Below are 16351 nucleotides of genomic sequence, written 5' to 3' on the forward strand. Positions count from 1 at the left end.
TTCCCGGCGCTCCTCCCCCTCAACCGTCGAGGTAGCGCACTCGCTCGATCGCCTGCTCGATCCGCTCGACGGCGATCACCTCGAGCCCGTCGATCGGCTGCTTCGGCGCGTTGGCCTTCGGAATCACCGCCTGCGTAAAGCCCAGCTTGGCCGCCTCGCGCAGCCGGTCCTGGCCGCGCGGGCTGGGACGGATCTCCCCCGCCAGCCCGACCTCGCCGAATACCACCAGCCCGCGCGGCAAGGGCTTGTTGCGCATCGACGAGTGGATCGACAGCAGCACCGCCAGATCGGCGGCCGGCTCGGTGATCTTGACCCCGCCCACCGCATTGAGGAACACGTCCTGGTCGAAGCAGGCGATGCCCGCGTGGCGGTGCAGCACGGCCAGCAGCAGCGCCAGCCGGTTCTGCTCCAGGCCCACCGCCAGTCGGCGCGGATTCGGCACATGCGCCGCATCGACCAGCGCCTGGATCTCGACCAGCAGCGGGCGCGAGCCCTCCTGCGTGACCATCACGCAGGACCCGGACACCGTCTGCTCATGCTGCGACAGGAACAGCGCCGACGGATTGCTGATGCCGCGCAGCCCGCGCTCGGTCATCGCGAACACGCCCAGTTCGTTGACCGCGCCGAAGCGGTTCTTGAACGCGCGGATCAGCCGGTGCGATGAATGCGTGTCGCCCTCGAAGTACAGCACCGTGTCGACGATATGTTCGAGCACGCGCGGCCCGGCCAGGCTGCCTTCCTTGGTCACATGGCCGACCAGGATGATTGTCGTGCCGCTGCTCTTGGCGATCCGCGTCAGCTGCGCCGCGCATTCGCGCACCTGCGCCACCGAGCCCGGCGCCGATGTCAGCGCCTCCGAATACAGCGTCTGGATCGAGTCGATCACCGCGACCTCGGGCTTGTCCGCGTCCAGCGTCGCCTGGATCTTCTCGAGCTGGATCTCGGCCAGCAGGCCCAGGCTGGGGCTGTCGATGCCCAGCCGCTGCGCGCGCAGCGCAATCTGCGCGCCCGACTCCTCGCCGCTGACATAAAGCACGCGCCGGCTGCCGGCCAGATTGGCCAACGCCTGCAACAGCAGCGTCGACTTGCCGATGCCGGGGTCGCCGCCGATCAGCACCACGCCACCCGCCACCAGCCCGCCGCCCAGCACCCGGTCGAATTCCTCGATGCCGCTGGTAAAGCGCGGCACGTCGGACGCCTCGATCTCGGACAACCGCTGCACCGTGCTTGATGCCGCCAGCGGCTGGAAGCGCCGCGCCGACGGCGTCTCGGGGACGCTCTCGACCAGCGTGTTCCATTGCTGGCAATGCGGGCACTGCCCCTGCCAGCGTGGCACGGAGCCGCCGCATTCGGTACAGGTGTAAACGGTCTTGGTCTTTGCCAACGGGAATCCTTGGGGCCGGGAAGCGGAGAGCTGAAAGCTGGGAGGCGCCGATTCTACTTGGCCGGCGCGGCCTCGGCCACGCCGGGCGCATCCGGCACGGTCAGCGTCGCGACCGTCACCGGCACCCGCGGCGCCAGCGCGCACATCAGCTCGTAGCCGACCGTACCGCTGGCGGTGGCGACATCGTCGATCGGCAGGCCGTGGCCCCACAGCGTCACCGGCGAGCCGACCCTTGCCTTCGGACACGGCGTCAGGTCGACGCACAGCATGTCCATCGACACGCGGCCGACCAGATGGGTACGCACGCCGTCGACCAGCACCGGCGCCGGCTGGTCGCCCCAGCCCGCGGCATGGCGCGGATAGCCGTCCGCATAGCCGCAGGCAACCACGCCGATCCGCATCGGCCGGTCCGCCTTGTACAGCGAGCCGTAGCCGACCGTGTCGCCGGGCCGCAACTCCTGCACCGCGATCAGTTCGCTGTGCAGCGACATCGCCGGCATCAGCCCGGTGTCCGCGATGTCGGCGTGCCGGCCGCTCGGCGAGGCGCCGTACAGCACGATGCCGGGCCGCACCCAGGCGCGGTGCGCGGCCGGATGCCACAGCGTGGCCGCGGAGTTGGACAGGCTGGCCTCGCCCGGCAGATTGGCGGTGGCGGCGTCGAACACCTCGAGCTGGTGCGCGATGCCGCGCTCGCCATCGGCATCGGAGAAGTGCGTCATATGGACGATGCTGCCGACCCCGGACAGCGTGCGGGCGCGTTCCCAGGCGGCGCGATACTGGTCCGGCGCGAAGCCGAGCCGGTTCATGCCGGTATTGAGCTTGAGCTGGATCGCCAGCGGCCCTTTTGGACGGGCGGCCTCCAGCATGCGCAGCTGCTCCTCGTTGTGGATCGCGGTGGTCAGCCGGTATTCCTCGAGCAGCGGCACGTCCTGGGGCTGGAAGAAGCCCTCGAGCAGCAGGATCGGTCCCTGCCACCCCAGTTCGCGCAGCAGCACGGCCTCGTTCAGGTCCAGCAGGCCGAAGCCGTCGGCCGCGCGCAGGCCGGCGTAGGCGCGCCGGATGCCGTGACCGTAGGCGTTGGCCTTGACCACCGCCCAGACGCGCGACGTGGTCGCATGGCGGCGCACCACCTCGAGATTGTTGGCCAGGGCGGGTTGATGGATGACAGCGTGAATCGGTCTTGGCATGGGATCAGGGAAGGTTCGTCACGGCGGCCTCGGGGCGTCGCCGGGGCCCGGGCGGCTGTTGGTGGACCGTTGGCCTGGGCGTGCGCGCCGAAGTGGTGCCCGAGGCACTGACAGCGGCAACGCCGGCGGTCGACCGGAGGGACGACCACGTGCGTTCTGCACCAATGCGCGGCAGCACACCGAAGGGGCACCGCGTAGACCGTTATTTGACCACATTGGTTCGGCAATTCCCGGGAATCCGCTCCAGATCGAATGGTCAAACCCGGTCAATTTGCGGTCTTCCCTTCTTCGGAATTGAAAGACTTTCGTGATATAAAGCCGGACGTTCCGGCCATGTTTCAAAAGTGATTCAATATGACGGGTCACGTCAGGTACGTACACGCCCCCGCCACGCCGAACCGGACCCGGCGCGGGCGATCCGTGCGTCCCGGGCCTCCTTTTGGCACGGCCGCCGTTCACCCCCTCCGCACGATGCCGACGGCCGTTGGCGCGGGCACGCCAGTAGCGCAAGGAAATCGCGATGGAGACAGAGTCCAAGGTATGAAGAAGGGTTTTTACACCATCATGGCCGCGCAGTTCTTTTCTTCGCTGGCCGACAACGCTCTGCTCATCGCCGCCATTGCCCTCCTCGCCGAATTGCACTCCCCGCAGTGGATGACCCCGCTGCTCAAGCTGTTCTTCGTGCTGTCCTATGTCGTGCTGGCCGCCTTCGTCGGCGCCTTTGCCGATTCGATGCCCAAGGGCAAGGTGATGTTCATCACCAACACGATCAAGATCGGCGGCTGCGCGATCATGATGTTCGGGCTGCACCCGCTGCTGGCCTATGGCGTGGTCGGCTTCGGCGCGGCGGCCTATTCGCCGGCCAAGTACGGCATCCTGACCGAGCTGCTGCCGGCCGAACGCCTGGTGGCGGCCAACGGCTGGATCGAGGGCCTGACGGTCGGCTCGATCATCCTCGGCACGGTGGTCGGCGGCGCGCTGATCTCGGTCAAGGTGTCGAGCCTGATGCTGGCGATGGACCTGCCGTGGATCGAGACCGGCATCGACACGCCGGCCGAGGCCGCGATGGTGGTGATCATGCTGTTCTACGTGATCGCCGCGCTGTTCAACCTGTTCATCCCCGACACCGGCGCCCGCTATCCGCAGCAGGAAAAGAACCCGATCAAGCTGATCGCCGAGTTCGCCGACTGCTTTACCGCGCTATGGAAGGACAAGCTCGGCCAGATTTCGCTGGCGGTCACCACGCTGTTCTGGGGTGCCGGCGCGACGCTGCAGTTCATCGTGCTGAAGTGGGCCGAAAAGTCGCTCGGCCTGAACCTGTCGCAGGGCGCGCTGCTGCAGGCGGTGGTGGCGGTCGGCGTGGCCGTCGGCGCGATCATGGCGGCGATGCGGATCCCGCTGCGCAAGTCGCTGTCGGTGCTGCCGTTCGGCGTCGCGATGGGCGCGATCGTGATGCTGATGGCCTTCTACACCAAGGACGCGATGCCCGATGTCGCGCTGGACGTGCTGGGCATGCGCATGCCGCTGTATATGGCGATCGCCTATCTGTTCCTGATGGTGGTGGGCGGCATGTCGGGCTACTTCGTAGTGCCGATGAACGCGCTGCTGCAGCATCGCGGCCATGTGCTGCTGTCGGCCGGCCACTCGATCGCGGTGCAGAACTTCAACGAGAACGTCTCGGTGCTGCTGATGCTGTGCCTGTACGCGCTGCTGATCAAGCTGAACGTGCCGATCGGCATCGTGATCATCGCCTTCGGCATGTTCGTCTGCGGCACCATGCTGCTGGTGATGCGCCAGCATCGCAAGAACGTCCGGCTGTACAACTCGCTGGCGATGATCGGCGAGGACAAGCACCACTGAGACAGCCACACCGCCAAGGAGCGCCGGCCCAGGCCGGCGCGCGCGCTTAGACCCGCGGCGGCTGCGCGATGCGCTGCCGCGCCCTCTCCTCCCATCCCGGCGGTACCACGAAGCCGCGCGAACGCTCGCGCCACCAGCCCGGCGCCGACCCGCCGGCCGGCTCCATCTCGCAGATCATCACCGGCGACTCGCGCCGCCATGCCAGGTCGCGATGCGGCTCGGCGAAGCGCGCGGCCAACGCGTCGCGCAGCGTCTCGAACGGTTCGGTGTCGTGCTCGGGCACCAGCGCCGGCGACAGCCAGCGGGCGCGCGGCAGCCGATGCCAGCGCACCGGCGTTGCCGCCGTCGACGACTCTGACGATCCCAGGCTCACCCGCTGCGCCCATTGCTCCAGCGTCGACCACCAGCCGCGCAGATGGGCCGGATTGAGCCCGAGCGCACCGAGGCCGGCCGGCATCCGCCCTTCGCGATAGAACAGCCAGCCGAGCAGATAGATTTCGCTGCGATCGACGCGGCCGCCCAGCAGCGCCTCGGCCTCCGGCGTGCGCGACAGCGGCAGCTGGCGGCGCACGATATGCGACAGCTTGTCGCCGAGGCGGTCGACCAGGTTCGGGCCGACGAAGGCCTGCAGCCAGGCAGTGCGCTCGGCGGGCGACGCCTCCGACGCATCGCCGCCGGGCTCCACCAGCAGATAGAACTTGGCCGCCATCTCCCAGTGCACCAGCTGGCCGGCGCCGCCGCCGCCGCCGCTGCCGCTGCCGCCGGCACTCTCCCGCCAGACGAAATCCAGCTCGCCCAGCGTCTGCACGCCGTGCGTGCCATGCCGGCGCACCGGCAGATTGGAGGCGACCAGCTCGATGCCGTCGCCGTGCTCCAGCGCGAAATGCAGCAGCCGTTCGGCATGCCGGCCCAGCCGCAGGCTGCGCGCGGCCGGAGCCAGCGCCTGGACGGCGCCGGGCAAGGCGGACAGTTCCTCGATCGTGGGCGGCAGCTGCCGGGGATCGGCGGCGGCCAGCCAGCGCTGCCAGGCTGCAAGGGCCGCGGGCGGCCAGCTGGCCAGCGCCGCGCCGCCAGGTTCGGCAAGCGCGGCGAGCGCGGCAACATCGCGCGGCAAGCCGCTCAGCAGTGGCGGCGCCAGCGTGCACCAGGCCAGGTCGCGCACGCGCGCCGACGTGGCGGCGCGCCACAGCGGCTCGGCCGTGGTCGCGCCGGCGCCGGCCAGTTCAGTGACCGGCTCCCGCATCGCCGCCGCCGGCAGTGCCGGCCCGTTGTGACTCGACCCGATTGGAGTCGAGCAGCTCGGAGTCGAGCAGATCGGCCGGCGCCGCCGGATCGTTCTGCCGGTAGACATCGCGCGCCAGGCACAGGTCTTCCCAGGCGCGCGCCTTGTCGGACAGCGTGCGCAGCAGGTAGGCCGGATGGTAGGTCACCACCACCGGGATGCCCTCGTAGCGGTGCACCGTGCCGCGCAGCTTGCTGATCGGCGTGGTGGTGCGCAGCAGCGTCTGCGCGGCAAAGCGGCCCAGCACGACGATCAGGCGCGGGCGCACCAGCGCGATCTGCCGGCGCAGGAAGGGCTCGCATTGCTCGACCTCGGCCGGCTCGGGATTGCGGTTGCCCGGCGGCCGGCACTTCAGCACGTTGGCGATGAACACGTTGCGCCCGCGCGCCAGTTGCAGCGACGTCAGCATGTTGTCCAGCAGCTTGCCGGCCTGACCGACGAAGGGCTCGCCCTGCCGGTCCTCGTTCTCGCCCGGGGCCTCGCCGACCAGCATCCAGTCGGCCTCGCGATCGCCGACGCCGAACACCGTGCGGGTCCGCGTGCTGCACAACTGGCAGGCGGTGCAGCCGGCCACGCGCGCTTCCAGCGCCTGCCAGTCGAGCGTGGCGAGGTCGTCGTCGGCGACGATGGGAATGAGCGGCTGGCGCGGCGCCGGCGGGGCGACGGTCACCGCGGCGTCGGCGTCAAGGCCCGGCGCCCGAGGGCTCGGCGCTTGCCGACCCGGTGCATCGTGGCTGGGCGTTTCGAGCTCCGGCGCGCTCGGGGCCACCGCCTGGGCCGCTGCCGGCGCGTCCTCCGCCTCGGCCTGCACCGCGGCGGCATGGCGCGGCACCCATTCGGTGCCGATGCCGAGCGCCTCCAGGAATAACGCGCGCCGGTTCATGCCGATGCCTCCTGCGGGCCGTCCTGTGCGCCGTCCTGCGCGCCGTCCTGTGCGCCGTCGCGGGCCGTGTCCCACCGGCGCCGCAGCACCAATGCGTCCTCGCGCCCGTCGGCGGCCGGGTAATAGCCCTTGCGCCGGCCGATCGTCTCGAAACCGGCGGCCTCGTACAGCGCCAGCGCGGCGGTATTCGACGGCCTGACTTCGAGCAGCACATTGGGCAGCCGATGCTGATGCGCGGTGGCCAGCGCCATGGCAAGCAGCAGCTTGCCGAGGCCCTGGCGATGGCGCGCCGGCTCGATCGTGATATTGAGCAGATGCATCTCGTCGACGACCGGCATCAGCACCGCGTAGCCGGCCAGCTGGCCGGCGGGGTCGCGCAGCGTCAGGCCGATGTGGCCGGCCTTGACCGAGTTCTCGAAATTGCCGCGGGTCCACGGATGGCTGTAGGCGCGCTGCTCGATGTCCACCACCGCGTCGAGGTCGCGCGCGCTCATGCGGGCCAGTGCCCAGCCGCTCGGCAGCGCCGGCATGGCGGGCACCGCGGGCCAGGCGGCGGCACGGGGGCGGCTGTCGCCGAGCGCGGCGCTCATTGCCGTTCTCCGGCGGCGGCCAGCGACGCGCGGCCCGCCGCCGCGGCCTGGCGCTCGGCGACGGTCTGCGCCACCTTGTCGCGCAGATACAGCGGCGCGGCATCGGCCGCGGCCACGGTTTCGCCGCGCGCCAGCGCGCGCTGCGCCAGCGCCACGACGGCGGCCGCATGCGGCATCGCGCCGGGGATCGTGCGCGCGGCTTGCGCGGCGGCGTGCAATCGTTCGCCATAGACCGTGGCGCCGTTGCCGGCCAGCCAGAACGTTGCGGCGGGCACCTGCACCGCCTCGGGCGCGATCACGCGCATCGGACCGGCTTCCTGCCATTCGCCGCGGGCCGCGTCCCAGTCGAACAGCCCGGTGTAGACCTCGTCCATGCGCGCGTCGAGCGCGACCAGCACCGGCATGCCAGCCGGCAGCGTCACGGCCGCGGTGTCGCCCTCCAGCGCGGCCCCGGGCACCCCGCGCACGCGTTCGGCGCAGGCCATCAGCGTATTGACCGGCACCACCGGCAGATCGGCGCCGAAGGCCAATCCCTGCGCGATGCCGCAGGCGGTGCGCAGGCCCGTGAACGAGCCGGGGCCGGCGCCGAAGGCGATCGCGGCGCAATCGGCCAGCCGGATGCCGGCCTCGGCCAGCAGTTCGCCCGCGGCGGGCAGGACCCGGCCCGACGAGCGCGGACCGGTCTGTTCGTGGCGGGCCAGGCAGCGCAGCCCATCGGACGGCGAGGCGTGGCCGAGCGCGACCGAACACCACTCGGTGGAGGTTTCAACGGCAAGAATCCATGACATGCCGCGATTGTATCCGCTGGCCGCCGAACCGAAGCCGCCCTCGGTTTTTTCCGGGCGGGTTTGGCGGCCTGCGGGGCTATCATCGCGGGTCCATCCCCCTCACCGCCCCGGAGTCCCCATGAGCGACCTGCAACAGCGCTTCGAGCAAGCGCAGAACGACGTCAAGCAACTGTCCGAACGCCCCAGCAACATGACGCTGTTGCGGCTGTACGCGCTGTTCAAGCAAGGCAGCGAGGGCGATGTCCATGGCGACAAGCCGGGCATGACCGACTTCGTCGGCCGCTACAAGTTCGAGGCGTGGGAAACGCTGAAGGGCACCAGCCAGGAAGAGGCGATGCAGAAGTACATCGAGCTGGTCGAAGAGCTGAAGTCGGGCGCGGCAAGCTGAGGCTCGCCGCGCCGTCGTCCCGGCGCCGTCGTCCCCGCGCAGCCGGGGGCGACACGACAAGGCGCTACTGCCCCACCCGTTCCGGCTGCTGCCGCGGCCGGATCCGCCAGGCGGCCAGGATCGCGGTCGCGATCACCAGCCCCACCGCCAGGAAGGTCTCGTCGAACGCGCGGATGCGCGCCGCGGCATCGGCGCCGGCCTGATTGCCGGCCAGCAGCGCGCCGTGCGACTCGAGCCGCCATTGCAAGCCGACCCCGGCCAGGCTGACGCCGATGGCACCGCCCAGCTGCCGCACGAAGTTGATCACGCTCGAGCCCTGCGCGATCAGCGAGAAATCGACGCCCCGCATCGCCCCCAGCGACAGCGACGGCAGGATGCAACCGAGGCCGATGCGGCCGAGCACCGCCAGCGCGATCAGCACCACGTAGGGCGTCGTCAGCGAGCCCAGCGCCATCAGCAGGAAGGACGCCGCCAGCAGCGCGAGCCCCACCGACACCTGGATATGCGGCGGCACGCGGCTGGTCAGGCGGCCCGCCAGCGCGATGGTCACGGCCAGCGCGATGCCGGCCGGCAGCAGCACGAAGCCCGCCTGCGACGGCGAGTACTGCAGCGCCATCTGCATGTAGACCGGCAGCAGATAGGTCGAGCCGAACAGCCCGGCGCCATAGATGAAGGCCACCACCGCGCCGGCCGAGAACTGCCGATAGCTGTACAGCCGCATGTTCATCAGCGGATCGGAAGCACGCAGTTGCCACAGCACGAACAGCACCAGCAGCAGCACGCCCAGGCCCGACAGCAGCAGGCCGGTGACGGTGTCCTCGCGCAGCTCGACCAGGCCGTTCAGCAGCATCACCGTGGCGACCCCGGCCAGCGCCAGACCCTGCCAGTCGAGCGGCTTGCGCTCGCCCATCATCGCCGAATCGATCGCCATGAAGCGGCGCGCCATCAGCCCGGCGACGATCGTCAGCGGCACCACCACGAAGAAGATCGAGCGCCAGCCGAACGATTCGACCAGGAAGCCGCCCAGGCTGGGCCCCAGCGCCGGCGCCAGCACCACGCCGAAGCCGAACATGCCCATCGCCCTGCCCTGCTCGCGCTCCTCGAACACGCGCAGGATCAGGATATTGGGCAGCGGCTGCATGATGCCCGCGGCCACGCCTTCGGCCACGCGCATCGCGATCATCACGCCATAGCTGGGCGAGAAGCCCCCGACCATGCCGCCGACGCCGAGCAGCACCGCGGCGCCGAGAAAGGTGCGGCGCAGGCCGTAGCGGTTCAGCAGCCAGGGGGTCAGCAGCATCGCCAGCGTCATCGCGATCATGAAGCTGGCCGCGACCCATTGCGCGCGTTCCTGCCCCAGCCCGAAATGCCGGCTCAGGTCCGGCACCGCGACATTGACGATGGTCGACGACACGATCGACGACATCGTGCCGATCATCAGCGTGACCAGCACCAGCCAGCGCAGCTTGTCGCCGTAGCGCTCGCGCAGGTACGCGCGCGTCGGCGCGCTGCGCCCGCGATCGCCGCCGCCACGCGGCGGCAAGGAACCCTCGCTCACCCGAGCCTGCCGAGGCTGGCCAGTTCGCGGATCTTGCGGACCGTATCGAGATCGGCCTCGTGATAGGCCGACTTGACGATCTCGGCGTACCGGTCGTCGCCGCTGGCATCGACCGCCGGCATCGTGGTCTCGTAGGTGAAGCGCAGCAGCAGCGCGCCCGGTCCGGGCGTCTCGATCGTCATCGTCAGCGTGCCGCCGGCGTGGTCGGCGGTGGCGGCGGTCTCGTAGCGGACCGAGCGGCGCGCCTCGAACACGACCCGGTCGCGCACCTCGGCCTTGCCGAAATGCAGCACGCGTTCGATCCAGTCGTCGCCGCGGCCGGTGATGTCGGCACGGTCCAGGCCCAGCACGAACAGCTCCGGCGACTGGCCGCGCAGTACCAGCCCCTGCCAGACCTGGTCCGCCGTCAGCGGGTCCAGCGCCGGCATGTTGGGGTCATTGATCTCTACCAGATGCTCGAAGCGCAACTTGATTCTCCCTCTTGCTCAAGCCGCCATTATGAGGGCCTCGCGCCGGAGCCGCATTCCGCAAAGCAAAAAGCCCGCGGATGCGGGCTTGTGAGTCGGTTCGTCGTCCCCGCGCAAGCGGGGACCCAGTGTCCTTATCAGTCGCTGGACCCCCGCTTTCGCGGGGGCGACGATCGGGCTCAGATCTCCTCGTACAGCGGCAGCGTCAGGAATTCGGCGAACGATTCCGACGTCGACATCTGTTCGAAGATCTCGGCGGCGCGGTCGTAGGTCTTCGTGTCGCCACCGACCACTTCCTTGACCTTGGCCAGCTCTTCCGGGATCAGCGCGCGCACCATCTCGGCGGTCACCTTGCGGCCGTCTTCCAGCACGCCCTTCGGCGAGCGGATCCACTGCCAGACCTGCGAGCGCGAGATCTCGGCGGTGGCGGCGTCTTCCATCAGGTTATGGATCGGCACGCAGCCGTTGCCGGCCAGCCAGGCGCCCAGGTAATGGATGCCCACGTTGATGTTCATGCGCAGGCCGCCTTCGGTGATCGGCGTTTCCGGCTGGAAGTTCAGCAGGTCGGCGCCGCTCACGTTGACGTCCGGGCGCTGCTTCTCGAACTGGTTCGGCTTGTCGCCCAGCACCGCGACGAATTCCTTCATCGCCGGCTCGACCAGGCCCGGGTGGGCCACCCAGCCGCCGTCATAGCCGTCCGTCGCGTCGCGGCGCTTGTCGCCGATGATGCCCTGCATCGCGATCTCGTTCTTCTCCGGATCGTTCTTGATCGGGATCAGCGCGCTCATGCCGCCGATCGCGGGCGCGCCGCGCTTGTGGCAGGTCTTGAGCAGCAGCAGCGCGTAGGCGCGCATGAACGGCGCGGTCATCGTGACCTTGGCGCGGTCGGCCAGGCAGAAGTTCTTGTCCGTCTTGAACTTCTTGATGCACGAGAAGATGTAGTCCCAGCGGCCGGCGTTCAGGCCCGCGCTGTGCTCGCGCAGTTCGTACAGGATCTCTTCCATCTCGAAGGCGGCCAGGATCGTCTCGATCAGCACGGTCGCCTTGATGGTGCCCTGCGGCAGGCCGATCTCGTTCTGCGCCATCACGAAGATGTCGTTCCACAGGCGCGCTTCCAGATGGCTTTCCATCTTCGGCAGATAGAAGAACGGACCGGCGCCGCGCGCGATCTGCTCCTTGGCGTTATGGAACAGGAACAGCGCGAAGTCCCAGATGCCGCCCGACACGCGCTGGCCGTCGATCGTCACGTGCTTCTCGTCCAGATGCCAGCCGCGCGGACGCACCTGCAGCGTGGCGATCTTGTCGTTCAGCTTGTAGACCTTGCCCTTGGCCTCGAGCGTCAGCGTGCGGCGCACGGCGGCCTTCAGGTTGACCTGGCCCTGCAGCTGGTTGTGCCAGTTCGGCGTGTTCGAATCCTCGAAGTCGGTCATGTAGCTGTCCGCGCCCGAGTTGAACGCGTTGATGACCATCTTGGCTTCGACCGGGCCAGTGATTTCGACGCGGCGGCATTCCAGTGCCTTCGGAATCGGCGCGATCTTCCAGTCGCCTTCGCGGACCGACCTGGTCTCCGGCAGGAAGTCGGGGCGCTCGCCCGCGTCCAGGCGCTTGGCGCGCTCGACGCGCGCGGCCAGCAGCTGCTGGCGGCGCGGCTCGAAGGCGCGGTGCAGCTTGTCCACCAGGGCCAGCGCTTCCGGCGTGAGGATATCTTCGTAGGCCGGCAGGATTTCGCCGGTAATCTTCATGCCCGCAGGCAACGTGATGGCCATCAATGTTCTCCTGTGATCGATGGGGGTTGTGCCATGCCTGCCCTCGTCATCCATGCGCGACGGCGATGCCGCGTGCGCGCACGAAATCGAGCAGGTCGTTCATGTCGTGTCCGGTCCCGCTCGGCTCGGCGTCGAGCCGCTCCGCCGGGTGGCCGGCACGATTGATCCAGAACGTGGTGTAGCCGAACCAGGTCGCGCCGCACGCGTCCCAGCCGTTGGACGAGACGAACAGCATCTCGTGCGCCGGCACGCCGAAGGCCGCGGGGCCGAGCGCATAGGCGGCCGGTGCCGTCTTGTACTGGCGCACCGCGTCGACCGACAGCACATGGTCGAACAGGCCCTGCATGCCGGCGCTCTTGACCGAGATGTCGAGCATCTCCGGATTGCCGTTGGACAGGATGCCCAGCGGCAGGCCGGCTGCACGCAGGCGGCGCAGCGCGCCTAAGTTTTCCGGAAAGGCCGACAGGCACGCGTATTCCTTCAGCAGCTGCGCCTCGGCGGCGGCATCGAGCCGCAGATCGAGCCGCTGCGCCGCATAGCGCAGCGCATCGACGGTGACCGCCCAGAACGGCTTGTACCAGGCACCGTCCGGCGCGGCCATCGTCCGGATCCGCGTGTAGTCGATCTGGCGGTCGCGCCACAGCAGCGCCAGCGCCTCGCCCTTGCCGGGAAACAGCTGCTCCGCGCGCGCCGTGACGGAATACACGTCGAACAGCGTGCCATAGGCATCGAAGACGACGGCGCGGATCGGGTTCATAGCAGGCAAGGAACAGGGTTGGCGGCAGCGGCGCAGGGCCGGCGTACCACGAATTCCGAGCATTGTAGGCAGGCGCTGCAGCGCGGCATAGCCGACCCCGGTCACTTGATCTTTTACTTTTGCCCCACTAATCTTGGCAAACCGCCGGAAGATCCGAAACCAATATCGGCTCCGGCACTCCCATCCGCTGGCCGGCACGTATCGCCAAGAGCGCTTTGTGTCGCGCCGGCCGCAAAACGTCGGGGACACGTGGATCATTTCAAGCAACTGGCGACCTTCGTCTCGGTCGCCTCGCGCGGCAGCCTGTCGGCGGCCGCCACCGCCGAGGGCGTCGCGCCGGCCATCATCGGCCGCCGCATCGACGCGCTGGAGGAACGGCTGGGCGTCAAGCTGCTGGTGCGCACCACCCGCAAGATCACGCTGACCTTCGAGGGCTCCGCCTTCCTGGAAGACTGCCAGCGCATCCTCAACGATCTGCAGAACGCCGAGGCCAGCGTCTCGGCGGGCGGCGTCAAGGCCAGCGGCCATCTGCGCGTGACCGCGCCGGCCGGCTTCGGCCGCAAGCACGTCGCGCCGGTGGTGCCGCTGTTCATCGAATCGCATCCGGACGTGACCATCACGCTGGACCTGTCGGACCGTGTGGTCGACCTGGTCAACGAGGGCTTCGATTGCGCGATCCGCCTGGGCGACCTGCCCGATTCGAGCCTGGTGTCGATCCGGCTGGCGGAGAACCGCCGCGTGGTGGTGGCCGCGCCCTCGTATCTGGCGCGGCGCGGTACGCCCCAGCTGCCGGAAGAGCTCAGCGCGCATAACTGCCTGGCGTTCGGCGCCAGTGCCAACGTGCAGCGCGGCTGGGTGTTCCAGCAGGACGGCCGCCCGGTCACGGTCAAGGTCGGCGGCAATATGGAATGCACCGACGGCGCGGTGCTGCATGCCTGGTGCCTGCAGGGGCATGGGCTGGCGTGGCGCTCGTGGTGGGAGGTCGGCCACGAGATCGCGACCGGACGGCTGGTTACGGTCCTCGACGAATTCCAGGCGCCGCCGATCGGCATCCATGCGGTGTTTCCGCAGCGCAAGCACCTGCCGCTGCGGGTGCGGCTGTTTATCGATCATCTGAAGAACACCTACGGCAACCCCGCCTACTGGCGCCGGGGCGAGCAGGCGGTGCTGCCCGCGGCCGACGAACCGGTCGGTGCCTGAGCCGGCACGACAACCGGGCAAGGGTTCGCCCGCGATGCATTAGCCGCCACACTGGCTACAATGAAGTCAAGGCGGACCCACCTGGTTCGCCCGCTTCCGGTGCCCTCGGGCATGCCTTTGGACTCATCGCAAGGAGATCGGCCATGTTCAAGCACATCCTGCTCCCGACTGACGGTTCGGAGCTGTCCAAGAAAGCGATCGACGGCGGCATCGAACTGGCCAAGGCCATTGGCGCCCGGGTCACCGCCTATGTCTGTCTCGAGGAATATCCGTACACGCCGTTCAGCGAAATCGTGGTCGAGGCCCCGCAGGCCTTCAAGGACCGCATCGAGGCGCAGGCGCGCATCTATCTGAAGGAGGTCGAGAGCGCCGCCGTCGCGGCCGGTGTGCCATGCGACACCGATATGTCGACCTTTGCCGTGCCCTATCTGGGCATCATCGACGCGGCCGAACGGCATGGCTGCGACGTGATCTTCATGGCCTCGCACGGCCGCCGCGGCCTGTCCGGCCTGCTGCTCGGCAGCGAGACGCAAAAGGTGCTGACGCATACCGATATTCCGGTGATCGTCTACCGGTGAGGTAGCGCCCGCCCTCAGTGACCGCTCTCCTGTTGGGTGCTCCCTCTCCCCTGGAGAGGGTTGGGCAGAGGGGTGGTTGCAAGAACCACATCGGCCTGTGCACCGCCGCTTGCCCTCTCCTCCCACCCCTCTCCCGCAAGCGGGAGAGGGGAATCAGCACGCGGGAGTCTTACGACCTCAAGCCACCTTCTTGTCAAAGAACTGCTCGTCCTCGGTCGAGCCCTTCAGCGCGGTGGTCGACGACTGGCCGCCTTCGATGGTCTGCGTGACCGCGTCGAAGTAGCCGGTGCCGACTTCGCGCTGGTGCTTGACCGCGGTGAAGCCCTTCTCGGCCGCCTTGAACTCGGCTTCCTGCAGCTCGACGAACGCGCTCATCTGGTTGCGCGCATAACCGTAGGCCAGGTTGAACATCGAGTAGTTCAGCGAGTGGAAGCCGGCCAGCGTGATGAACTGGAACTTGTAGCCCATCGCGCCCAGCTCCTTCTGGAACTTGGCGATGGTGGCGTCGTCCAGGTTCTTCTTCCAGTTGAACGACGGCGAGCAGTTGTAGGCCAGCAGCTTGCCCGGGAACTTGGCGTGCACCGCCTCGGCAAACTTCTTGGCGAACTCCAGATCCGGCTTGCCGGTTTCGCACCAGACCAGGTCGGCCACTTCCGCATAGGCCAGCGCGCGTGCGATCGACTGCTCGATGCCGGGCTTGGTGCGGTAGAAGCCTTCGACGGTGCGCTCGCCGGTGCAGAACGGCTTGTCGCGATCGTCGATGTCCGAGGTCAGCAGATCGGCCGCTTCCGCATCGGTACGGGCGATCACCAGCGTGGGCACGCCCATCACGTCGGCGGCCAGGCGCGCCGCGGTCAGCTTGGCGGCAGCCTCGCGGGTCGGCACCAGCACCTTGCCGCCCATGTGGCCGCACTTCTTGACCGAGGCCAGCTGGTCTTCGAAGTGCACGCCGGCGGCGCCCGCTTCGATCATCGCCTTCATCAGTTCGAACGCGTTCAGCACGCCGCCGAAGCCGGCCTCCGCGTCCGCCACGATCGGCGCGAAGAAATCGACATCACCCTTGCCCTCGCTCCACTGGATCTGGTCGGCGCGCTGGAAGGTGTTGTTGATGCGCTTGACCACCTGCGGCACCGAATTGGCCGGATACAGCGACTGGTCCGGATACATCTCGCCGGCCAGGTTGGCGTCGCCGGCGACCTGCCAGCCGGACAGATAGATCGCCTTCAGGCCGGCCTTGACCTGCTGCATCGCCTGGTTGCCGGTCAGCGCGCCCAGCGTGTTGACGAACGGCTCGGTATTGAGCAGGTGCCACAGCTTCTCGGCACCGCGGCGCGCCAGCGTGTGCTCGATCTGCACCGAGCCGCGCAGCCGCACCACGTCCTCGGCCGTGAAGTTGCGGCGGATACCCTTCCAGCGCGGGTTGGTTTCCCAGTCTTGCTTGAGCTTTTGTGCTTCGATTTCGCGGGACATGTCACTCTCCTGTTGATGGGGTTCGGCAAATCTTTGCGACGCGACCGGACGGGGAGCCGGTCTGCCGACCTGGGCGCCCTGGGTGCCGGTTTCAGCGTTCCGGCGGCGCCGCAAGTCATATGTCTTATATAAGAGTGTAGAGAAGCGTCCCGCGACGCAACAAGGCTCGATGCGGTCCTCACCGCAGATTTTT

15 protein-coding genes are annotated in these 16351 nt (G+C 68.6%); 4 read left to right on the forward strand and 11 right to left on the reverse strand.

Translation table 11 applies throughout. From position 1 onward, the window contains the following. Nucleotides 1–19: 19 nt before the first annotated feature. Together radA and alr are read right to left on the reverse strand one after the other, a co-directional pair. Nucleotides 20–1384 (reverse strand): DNA repair protein RadA, encoded by a 1365-nt coding sequence (radA, locus tag M1D55_RS18310; RefSeq protein ID WP_456281485.1) that lies wholly within the window; start codon nt 1382–1384, stop codon nt 20–22. Between the two features lie 53 nt (nt 1385–1437). Beyond that, the gene (alr, locus tag M1D55_RS18315; RefSeq protein ID WP_456281486.1) at nt 1438–2571 is read right to left on the reverse strand and encodes an alanine racemase; all 1134 of its coding nucleotides are present in this window, start codon (nt 2569–2571) and stop codon (nt 1438–1440) included. A gap of 540 nt (nt 2572–3111) precedes the next feature. Between alr and lplT the strand changes: the two genes are divergently transcribed. After that, nucleotides 3112–4431 carry a lysophospholipid transporter LplT gene (gene lplT, locus M1D55_RS18320; protein ID WP_456281487.1) on the forward strand — a complete coding sequence of 440 codons (1320 nt, stop codon included), beginning with the start codon at nt 3112–3114 and terminating at the stop codon, nt 4429–4431. Nucleotides 4432–4477: 46 nt separating this feature from the next. Here lplT and M1D55_RS18325 read toward each other — a convergent pair whose 3' ends face one another. The 4 genes from M1D55_RS18325 to tsaB are packed head-to-tail and all read right to left on the reverse strand — an operon-like array spanning nt 4478 to nt 7974. Continuing rightward, nucleotides 4478–5674: a DUF1853 family protein gene (locus M1D55_RS18325; protein WP_456281488.1), complete on the reverse strand. Its 1197-nt coding sequence runs from the start codon at nt 5672–5674 to the stop codon at nt 4478–4480. Then, nucleotides 5655–6596 (reverse strand): uracil-DNA glycosylase, encoded by a 942-nt coding sequence (locus M1D55_RS18330; protein WP_456281489.1) that lies wholly within the window; start codon nt 6594–6596, stop codon nt 5655–5657. The genes M1D55_RS18325 and M1D55_RS18330 overlap by 20 nt, the downstream gene beginning before the upstream one ends. Further along, nucleotides 6593–7186: a ribosomal protein S18-alanine N-acetyltransferase gene (gene rimI / locus M1D55_RS18335; RefSeq protein WP_456281490.1), complete on the reverse strand. Its 594-nt coding sequence runs from the start codon at nt 7184–7186 to the stop codon at nt 6593–6595. The genes M1D55_RS18330 and rimI overlap by 4 nt, the downstream gene beginning before the upstream one ends. Continuing rightward, nucleotides 7183–7974 carry a tRNA (adenosine(37)-N6)-threonylcarbamoyltransferase complex dimerization subunit type 1 TsaB gene (gene tsaB, locus M1D55_RS18340; protein ID WP_456281491.1) on the reverse strand — a complete coding sequence of 264 codons (792 nt, stop codon included), beginning with the start codon at nt 7972–7974 and terminating at the stop codon, nt 7183–7185. The genes rimI and tsaB overlap by 4 nt, the downstream gene beginning before the upstream one ends. Before the next feature lie 118 nt (nt 7975–8092). On the opposite strand from tsaB, the gene M1D55_RS18345 reads away from it, so the two are divergent. Continuing rightward, complete coding sequence (locus tag M1D55_RS18345; RefSeq protein ID WP_006576550.1) at nt 8093–8362, forward strand: acyl-CoA-binding protein; 270 nt, start codon at nt 8093–8095, stop codon at nt 8360–8362. Nucleotides 8363–8426: 64 nt separating this feature from the next. On the opposite strand, the gene M1D55_RS18350 is transcribed toward M1D55_RS18345, so the two are convergent. The 4 genes from M1D55_RS18350 to M1D55_RS18365 all read right to left on the reverse strand — a co-directional run bounded on the left by M1D55_RS18350 (nt 8427) and on the right by M1D55_RS18365 (nt 12910). Further along, nucleotides 8427–9920, reverse strand: a complete 1494-nt coding sequence (locus M1D55_RS18350; RefSeq protein WP_456281492.1) for a DHA2 family efflux MFS transporter permease subunit — start codon at nt 9918–9920, stop codon at nt 8427–8429. After that, nucleotides 9917–10387 carry an SRPBCC family protein gene (locus tag M1D55_RS18355; protein ID WP_456281493.1) on the reverse strand — a complete coding sequence of 157 codons (471 nt, stop codon included), beginning with the start codon at nt 10385–10387 and terminating at the stop codon, nt 9917–9919. The genes M1D55_RS18350 and M1D55_RS18355 overlap by 4 nt, the downstream gene beginning before the upstream one ends. Before the next feature lie 179 nt (nt 10388–10566). Then, the gene (gene aceB / locus M1D55_RS18360) at nt 10567–12153 is read right to left on the reverse strand and encodes a malate synthase A (protein WP_456281494.1); all 1587 of its coding nucleotides are present in this window, start codon (nt 12151–12153) and stop codon (nt 10567–10569) included. Nucleotides 12154–12199: 46 nt separating this feature from the next. Next, nucleotides 12200–12910, reverse strand: coding sequence for a haloacid dehalogenase type II (locus M1D55_RS18365; RefSeq protein ID WP_456281495.1), 711 nt, complete (start codon nt 12908–12910; stop codon nt 12200–12202). Between the two features lie 249 nt (nt 12911–13159). Here M1D55_RS18365 and M1D55_RS18370 point away from each other — a divergent pair, with 249 nt between their 5' ends. Together M1D55_RS18370 and M1D55_RS18375 are read left to right on the forward strand one after the other, a co-directional pair. Then, nucleotides 13160–14110, forward strand: coding sequence for a LysR family transcriptional regulator (locus M1D55_RS18370; protein ID WP_456281496.1), 951 nt, complete (start codon nt 13160–13162; stop codon nt 14108–14110). A gap of 143 nt (nt 14111–14253) precedes the next feature. After that, nucleotides 14254–14688, forward strand: a complete 435-nt coding sequence (locus tag M1D55_RS18375; RefSeq protein WP_456281497.1) for a universal stress protein — start codon at nt 14254–14256, stop codon at nt 14686–14688. Between the two features lie 177 nt (nt 14689–14865). Here M1D55_RS18375 and aceA read toward each other — a convergent pair whose 3' ends face one another. After that, complete coding sequence (aceA, locus tag M1D55_RS18380) at nt 14866–16158, reverse strand: isocitrate lyase (RefSeq protein WP_456281498.1); 1293 nt, start codon at nt 16156–16158, stop codon at nt 14866–14868. Nucleotides 16159–16351 lie beyond the last annotated feature (193 nt).

The organism is Cupriavidus sp. JZ107 (assembly GCF_053903255.1).

Excerpts from the sequence above, each read along its gene's own strand:
- alr (WP_456281486.1), bottom strand. The coding sequence starts at position 2,571 with ATGCCAAGACCGATTCACGCTGTCATCCATCAACCCGCCCTGGCCAAC.
- lplT (WP_456281487.1), top strand. The coding sequence starts at position 3,112 with ATGAAGAAGGGTTTTTACACCATCATGGCCGCGCAGTTCTTTTCTTCG.
- M1D55_RS18325 (WP_456281488.1), bottom strand. The coding sequence starts at position 5,674 with ATGCGGGAGCCGGTCACTGAACTGGCCGGCGCCGGCGCGACCACGGCC.
- M1D55_RS18330 (WP_456281489.1), bottom strand. The coding sequence starts at position 6,596 with ATGAACCGGCGCGCGTTATTCCTGGAGGCGCTCGGCATCGGCACCGAA.
- rimI (WP_456281490.1), bottom strand. The coding sequence starts at position 7,186 with ATGAGCGCCGCGCTCGGCGACAGCCGCCCCCGTGCCGCCGCCTGGCCC.
- tsaB (WP_456281491.1), bottom strand. The coding sequence starts at position 7,974 with ATGTCATGGATTCTTGCCGTTGAAACCTCCACCGAGTGGTGTTCGGTC.
- M1D55_RS18345 (WP_006576550.1), top strand. The coding sequence starts at position 8,093 with ATGAGCGACCTGCAACAGCGCTTCGAGCAAGCGCAGAACGACGTCAAG.
- aceB (WP_456281494.1), bottom strand. The coding sequence starts at position 12,153 with ATGGCCATCACGTTGCCTGCGGGCATGAAGATTACCGGCGAAATCCTG.
- M1D55_RS18365 (WP_456281495.1), bottom strand. The coding sequence starts at position 12,910 with ATGAACCCGATCCGCGCCGTCGTCTTCGATGCCTATGGCACGCTGTTC.
- M1D55_RS18375 (WP_456281497.1), top strand. The coding sequence starts at position 14,254 with ATGTTCAAGCACATCCTGCTCCCGACTGACGGTTCGGAGCTGTCCAAG.
- aceA (WP_456281498.1), bottom strand. The coding sequence starts at position 16,158 with ATGTCCCGCGAAATCGAAGCACAAAAGCTCAAGCAAGACTGGGAAACC.